This is a genomic window from Verrucomicrobiota bacterium (assembly GCA_016871535.1).
GTDB lineage: Bacteria > Verrucomicrobiota > Verrucomicrobiia > Limisphaerales > SIBE01 > VHCZ01.
In genome coordinates this window covers 1-5,427 of record VHCZ01000348.1, presented here as the reverse complement: position 1 = coordinate 5,427, position 5,427 = coordinate 1, and the positions used below count along the sequence as shown (strand labels likewise).

The 5,427-nt window shown below is 60.7% G+C and carries 4 protein-coding genes; all 4 read right to left on the bottom strand.

Annotated elements, in window-relative coordinates; translation table 11 throughout:
- Positions 1-96: 96 nt before the first annotated feature.
- Positions 97-402 (bottom strand): hypothetical protein, encoded by a 306-nt coding sequence (locus tag FJ398_25705; protein MBM3841287.1) that lies wholly within the window; start codon positions 400-402, stop codon positions 97-99.
- Between the two features lie 420 nt (positions 403-822).
- Complete coding sequence (locus FJ398_25700) at positions 823-3,288, bottom strand: zinc-dependent metalloprotease (protein ID MBM3841286.1); 2,466 nt, start codon at positions 3,286-3,288, stop codon at positions 823-825.
- A gap of 139 nt (positions 3,289-3,427) precedes the next feature.
- Positions 3,428-4,408 carry an NAD(P)-dependent glycerol-3-phosphate dehydrogenase gene (locus tag FJ398_25695; GenBank protein ID MBM3841285.1) on the bottom strand — a complete coding sequence of 327 codons (981 nt, stop codon included), beginning with the start codon at positions 4,406-4,408 and terminating at the stop codon, positions 3,428-3,430.
- Between the two features lie 7 nt (positions 4,409-4,415).
- Positions 4,416-5,063 carry a glycerol-3-phosphate 1-O-acyltransferase PlsY gene (gene plsY / locus FJ398_25690; protein MBM3841284.1) on the bottom strand — a complete coding sequence of 216 codons (648 nt, stop codon included), beginning with the start codon at positions 5,061-5,063 and terminating at the stop codon, positions 4,416-4,418.
- Positions 5,064-5,427: the final 364 nt, after the last annotated feature.

The window sequence follows — 5,427 nt, the reverse complement described above, 5'->3', positions numbered from 1 at the left end:
AAGCCGACGCGATTGTGACACGGGACAACGACTTGCTGTCTCTCGGCAAGCCCTTCGGCATCCCGATACTGACACCCCGCCAGCTTCTGGCCCTCATCAAGTAATGATAATTGCTCTTGCGAGGCGATTGGCTTGCTTTTCCAGTTCGGCGCTTTCCGTTTCGAGCAGCTTCGCCCTCTCCGCCGCGAGTTCATCCAGCACGCCGGGTTTCTGCTCGCTTATTTGGCAAAGCTCGTAATCGGGGCTTTCCCGCAACTGGCCCAGTGACTCGATGACGGTGATGATTTCCAGTTGAAGCGTCTCATGGAGCCGACGCAACTGGGCGACGATCTGATCAGTAAGAGTGTCTGAAAAAACGTTTTGGGTAGCACAGGCTATCAGTCGGCTATCAGCCTGTTCCATGCGGCAACTTGCCGGATGGAACGGGTGCGGCGTTGATCGCCAACGCCAGCGCTGGCTCCATGACGGCATCCGTTGCTGTTCCGGTATGCAAGGTGCCGACCGGGGCGGGCAGGTTGCCCGCGCCACCCATTTTTGGGACAGGCTCTAAGAGCGTGTCCGAAAATTCCGCGGGGTCCTGTTTTCGCGCCAAAGGCCGGATGGCGAGGCGCGACGAAGGAGAATATCCTCCCTGGATCTTCGACTGAGGAGCAACGAAGCCAGGCGGCCTTTGGCGCGAAAACCCTCCGGGCGGCGGGTCTTTTGTCCGTGGCCTGCGTTGGCTCGGTCCTTACAGCCCGCGTTGGGGATGTTCGGACCTCGCCGCCTTGGCCACAGCCAAAATCCCTCGCCGCAGGACCCCGCGCAATTTTCGGACAGGCTCTAAGGCGTGCGGGGATCGAGCGCCTTCTCGATGCGCGACAGCAAGTCCTTCAGATGCGCTTGCACGACCGTGCTTGCGCCTGAGCCATCCGCTTTCTGAATCGTCTCGCGGATGCTCTGCAGTTCCGCGCGCGAGTAGGCCGGAAGGTCCGAGTTTGCGGCCGGCGTTTTGATGTTGGCCGAGAGCAGGTCGATATACGAACGCTGCAGGTTGCGCCGATACAGGTCGATGGCAACGGGCTTCGCGGCGAGTTCACGGAACAGCCCGCTTCGGAGGTCGAGAAAAAGTTTGGCCGGGGAGTAAGCGGTATTGCCCTTGGTTTGCTCGACCTCGGCCAGGCGATTGACTCGCGACGCGGAGGTCAAATTTCTCAGCACCTGGCTCTGAGCGTTGAGCACGCGTTGCGCGGTGCCGTCCGGCGTCAATCGGGCAACAATGTCGTCGCGGATCAAGTTTGTGGGTGTGCTGAGAGCATTCTCCAACAGAAACGTCACAGCCTTGTCTTGGTACTCCGCGGCATTAGGAAAGAAGCGCCGGTCCGCGTCTCCAAAATACAGATTCACTTCCTGCACGCCGCCCACGACGTTCACGACGTGGCCCATCTCGCGGTTCCACTGCGCCAGCAGTTGGTCGTAAGCGTTGGCGAGCAACGAATAGTCCTTTCCTTCTTTGCTCGTGGCCTGGATCAAATACCCGGCGACGCGCTCCAGGTTTTTCAAGCCGAGCTGTGTGGCTTCGACGGCATTCGATCCGAGATCCTCGGTTTGCTGCGTCGAATCCACGAAGGCATTTGGATCGCCGAATCGGTAGATGGGCTGGTCCTTTTGAACCTTCACGATTTTCTCCAGCTCCTTCTTTTCGTCCGTACCCTTGGAGAACTGGCGGTAGCCCCAGTTCACGGCGAAATGATCGTACGGCCCGACCTTCGGCAGCAACGCCGCGCCGTCGCCGGGCTGCGCCACGTAATTGAACCGGGCATAATCCATGACCGAGGGAGCCGTCCCGTTTTTCCGAGTCCACTCCGGACTGCGAAGCTGTTCGATGCTGTAACTCGATGAGGCCTTCATGTTGTGGGGGAAACCCAGCGAATGCCCGACTTCGTGGGCGACGACAAAACGGATCAGCTCACCCATCAAGTCGTCCGGCAACGGAAAAGCCTGAGCCCGCGGATCGGACGGGGACGCCTGGACGAAATACCAATCGCGAACCAACTTCTGCACGTTGTGGTACATCCGCACGTCCGCTTCCAAAATCTCGCCGGTTCTCGGATCATGCACGTGCGGGCCGAAGGCGTTTTCAACACTCGAAGGCAGCCAGCGAATGCTGGAAATCCGCGCGTCTTCCGCGTCCCAATCCGGATCGTCGCGAGGGTCGGGCGGCAGTTTCCCAAGGATCGCGTTGGTGAAGCCTGCCGCCTCAAAGGCGGGCCGCCAGTCCTCGATCCCGGCTTTGACGTGCGATTTCCATTTCTCCGGAACTTCCCGCCCGACATAGAACACGATCGGCTTGACGGGCTCTGAGATCGCCGCTTCCGGATTCTTCTTTTCCAGGCGCCAGCGCGTGATGTAGCGAACTGTTTCCGCCTCGTGTGTCGTGCCGTCGGCGTAATCGGTGAAGCTCACGCTGAAGAACCCGACGCGCGAATCGTGGCGCCGGGGTTTCATGGGAACTTCGGGCAGCTTCACCATACTGTGGTGGACGACGGCCGTGATCCCGCTGGAACGCGGCGTGTCATCGCCCGGCGGACCGCCGCCGCCGGGTCCGGTCGCACGGCCTGGCGCATAACTCGCCAGCACGCGGACATTCACGTTTCTCGGAAAGACCTTGAATTCTTCGATAAAGGAACGGGCGCTGTCCATTGCGCCCGCACTGAGAGAGCGTCGCGCGCTGAACTCCGGAACGTCCTTCTTGAACAGATCGGTCACGTCGATCACCGGCGCTTTGTCTTTGCCATAAGCCTTGACCTCGAAGACGCGGATGATGGGAGCCAGGTTGGAGGCTTTGACCGCCGCCGCGATGGGGTCGCCGGTCTCCGCGCGGATGCTGTAACGCACGTCCCGCAAGAGGACCTGATCGCCGCGTTGCTCCCAACGAACCACGCGATCCCCGGCGGGCATCCCGGCATACGAACTGCCGGCCGTGGTTTCGGAAATCTGAACCACCCAGAGCATGTCGGTGTCGAGCGCATCGGTCGGGATTTCGTAAAAGAGGCTTTCCTCGATGCGATGCACGCGGAACAACCCGGTCTTTGTGACCGCTTCCTTCGTGATCACTTCGTCATACTTCTTGAACTTGGGCTTCTTGGCCGAGCTGGCATCGGGTTTCTTTTCGTCGGCCTTGGCTTCGGGTTTGTCCTTTTCCGCCGGCTGCTCTTGGGCCGAGACAAAGAATCCAGGCTGCAAGAAGAAGACCGCCGTGAGCGTCAAGACACCGCATACCTTGGTGAGAAGATTTGGTCGCTGCATGACGGAGGCATTACGCCAAAGCCGGTAACTTGACAAGCCAAGACGCGGGTTCAAGTAACCCTTCAGTTGAGGTGGGGCGAGGCTCCGGCCGAGCCAATGCCATCGAACAAACGCCTAAAGGCTTACGTTTTGAATTCCCTCAATCCTCCGCCTTCGAATCGCGCCTCGTGAGGTCTCGAACGGCTTCCGCGACGTTCTTGCCTTCGTAAAGCATGGCGTACACCTGGTCAATGATCGGGGTGACGACTTGAAGTTTGCGCGCGAGTTGGAAGGCGGATTGCGCCGTGGGCACTCCTTCGGCGACCGTCACCATTTTGCTGAGGAGATCGTGAAGTTTTTCGCCGCGCGCCAGAAGCTCGCCCAGGCCGCGGTTCCGGCTCAGCCTGGAGAAACACGTCACCGCCAGATCCCCCAGGCCGCTCAACCCGGAAAAAGTTTCCGGCTGCGCGCCGCAGGCCACGCCGAGGCGGCGAATCTCGGCGATGGCTCGCGTGATCAGCGCCGCTTTGGAATTGTCGCCGAAGCCCAGGCCGTCGCACATGCCGGCCGCGATGGCGATAACGTTCTTGAGCGCGCCGCCCAGCTCGACTCCAGCCACGTCGGCGCTCGTATAGACGCGGAACGTCGGGCGATGAAAGAGCTTCTGCACGGTCTGGGCCGTTTCCAGGTCGCCGCTGGCGGCGACGCACGCGGTCGGAATTCCGCGTGCAACCTCGGGTGCGAGCGTGGGACCTGAGAGGGCCGCATGTTTCGATCGGGGCGCGACTTCGCCCAGGATGCCGCACATCGTCAAGCCGGTGTCGTGCTCGATGCCTTTGGTCACGCTCACCACGATTCCCGGGTAGGAGGCCAAGCCGCGCGTGGCCTCGCGGAAAGCTTGGGATGGCACCGCGACAACCACGCATTCGGCATCGGCGATCGCTGGCGAAATCTCTTTTTCGATTCGCCAATCGTCCGGCAGCGGGATGTCCGGAAGATAGCGGGCGTTGCGGCCGGAACGTTTCATTTCCTCCAGGTGAGCGGCGTCGTGTCCCCAGAGCGTGAGCGCATGCTGGCCTTGAGACAATAACCGCGCGAGGGCAGTTCCCCAAGCGCCGGCGCCAAGAACGGTGACTTTCATCAAAACGTCATCCGTTCGAGGCCGGGGACGAACGCGCCTTTTTGAAACTGACGCGATTTTCGCTGCCTTTGACGAGTCGCTGGAGGTTGGAGCGGTGTTTATAGATCGCCAGAGCGCTCATCGCCGCCGCCACGCCGATCATCAGCTGGCTTTTCCCGGTGAACCAGGTCGCAAACGGCAAGACGATGGCGGCCGAAACCGAAGCGAGCGACACGTACCGGCTCAGTCCGAAGACCACAATCCAAACGCTGAGAATAATCAGGAACGGGACCGGCAACAGCGAAACGAGAACCCCGGCGGATGTGGCGATGCCTTTGCCGCCTTTGAACCCAAGCCAGCATGTGTAATTGTGGCCAAGGATGGCGGCAATTCCGGCGATGATCGCCAATCCTTCCTGAGCCACAACGTTCGGCGTGGAACCAAATGCTTGAACCATCAGAGGGACCAGGGCCGTGCAAGCGAGGTAGCCCTTCAGTCCATCGATCGCCAGGACCGCGCTGCCGGCGGGCTTGCCTAGATTTCGAAAAACATTCGTCGCCCCGATATTCCCGCTCCCGAGGGTGCGGATGTCCAGGCCGCGCGCTTTGGCGAACAAAAAGCCCGTGGGGATGGAGCCGAGCAGATACGCCGCCAGCGCCACGACCCCGTAAAGCACAAGTTCCACGCGCCGAATCTAGGCCGAGCATCTCGACCGCAGCAAGAGGGAAAACAGTTTGAGCGCATCTCGGTTGCCTCCGTTCCTGCTTCAGTAAGCTAAATCACTCAGCAGGCTGCAATATTTTTGTGATGCACCCAAGGAATTTTGGAGCTAAGGGTCTGTGCAAAAATAACTTCCGGTTTTGGCGGGAGCGCCGCCTGGCCGGATGCAAGGCGCGAGGAGGGAGCATCCCCGTTTTGGGGCTGTGACCGACGAGCAACGCCGCAGCCGGCCAGGCGCCGCCCCGCCCCGGAGGGCTGGGGCGATTTCGCTTTCTGGCTTCGTTTCTCCTCAGAGCGTGTCCGAAAATTCCGCGGGGTCC

Coding starts and splice junctions, on each gene's coding strand:
- FJ398_25705 (MBM3841287.1), bottom strand. CDS start 402: ATGGAACAGGCTGATAGCCGACTGATAGCCTGTGCTACCCAAAACGTT.
- FJ398_25700 (MBM3841286.1), bottom strand. CDS start 3,288: ATGCAGCGACCAAATCTTCTCACCAAGGTATGCGGTGTCTTGACGCTC.
- FJ398_25695 (MBM3841285.1), bottom strand. CDS start 4,408: ATGAAAGTCACCGTTCTTGGCGCCGGCGCTTGGGGAACTGCCCTCGCG.